The organism is Saccharothrix sp. ST-888 (assembly GCF_000955975.1).
GTDB lineage: Bacteria > Actinomycetota > Actinomycetes > Streptomycetales > Streptomycetaceae > Kitasatospora.
This window is the reverse complement of the sequence record NZ_JYJF01000275.1, coordinates 1-1,362: the sequence shown is the minus strand read 5'-3', so window position 1 is coordinate 1,362 and position 1,362 is coordinate 1. Positions and strand designations below refer to the sequence as shown.

The window sequence follows — 1,362 nt, the reverse complement described above, 5'->3', positions numbered from 1 at the left end:
CCAGATGCTGACGAGCTGCCAGGTCGGGAAGGTGTCCTGGCCGAGGGTGGGCAGGTAGGTGCGTCCGGGGCGGCTGAAGTCGAGGCTCGGGCCCTGGTAGTAGGGCCCGGAGGAGCTGCCCGCAGGCGCGATCCTGGACTCGACCTTGCGGATCGGGCCTGAGAGGTCGAAGTGGGTGCCGTCGAGGGCGGTGATCGCCTCGTCCATGAGCTGCTGCAGCCAGTCGCGGATGGCCTCCTCGCCCTTGACCGCGTGGCCGTGCTCGTCCAGGTGGTGCATGGCCTCGAGGAGGGTGGAGCCGGGCAGGACCCGCTCCGCTTCGCAGCGCATCTCGGCGAGCGTCCGGTGGAACTCGTCCCAGGCCCAGGCGTAAGCCTCGTCCAGATCGAGCTCGGCACCGGTGTTGTAGCGGGCGGCGCGCAGGTAGCGCTCGCGGCCGACGGCGTCCGGGGTGTCCGCCGTGGCGGGGAGGTAGCTGTCGCGCAGCCAGTCGCGGAACTCGGCGACGGCGGCAGTGGCCTGGCGGGCGGCGGCGTCAAGCTCGGGGCGCAGCCGATCGGTGCCGCCCGCGACGAAGTCGGCGAACCAGCCCGTGCCACTGCCCGCATGCTGTCCGGCGGCTTCCCCGGTCCAGTCGGCGAGCTGGCCGATCACCCCGGCGGCCTGCCGGGGAGCAGCGAGCAGGCCCCGGGAGATCCCCTCGGTGAGAGTGGCCCGGTAGCCGTCCAGCGCGCCAGGGAGGTTGCGCAGTCGTCCGGCCACCGCCGCCCAGTCCTCGTCAGTGGTGGTGGGCATGAAGGTGAAGATCGTCCGCACCTGGTCGACGTGCGCGCCCACGGTGCGCAGCTGTCGGAAGTTCTCGCCGGTGTCGTGCATCGCGAGCTCGGCGGTGAGGCGTTCCCGCAGCAGCCGGGCGCAGGCCCGCTCAGCAGGGTCGTCCGACGCAGGGGCGGCGTCGAGTGCGGCGAGACTGCGGCGAGCGACCTCGGCGTGGGCCTCGAAGCCGTCCGGCGAGAGGTCCGGCTGCCGGTCGTCGCCCCGGTTCAGGCCCAGCCAGGCGGAGGTCATCGGGTCATGTGCGGCCACCTGCTCGAGATGGCTGTCGGCAATGCTGCGCGGGGTGATCGATTCATGTCCCATACGGACATCCTGACGTGCCGTCGGCCTCGGCCTTCAAGGCGGTCAGGGCTCGGCGTCGAAGTCGCCTCGGCGGAGCTGTGGATACCGGTGGAGCGGACAACGGTCTGACCTGACTGCTGAGTGCCGCACCGGGGATCCCCCTCCGGCCCCCGGGGCGGCGCTCAGCAGTCGGCGGTCAGTCGGCCAACGGCAGGTACACCCGGTTGCCGGAGGCCGCGAACT

General features: G+C 72.2%; 1 protein-coding gene. It reads right to left on the bottom strand.

What is annotated here, in order from left to right; all coding sequences use genetic code 11:
• On the bottom strand, window positions 1-1,140 hold a 1,140-nt coding region (locus UK12_RS32585), incomplete at its 3' end, for a DUF885 domain-containing protein (protein WP_045306820.1).
• Window positions 1,141-1,362: the final 222 nt, after the last annotated feature.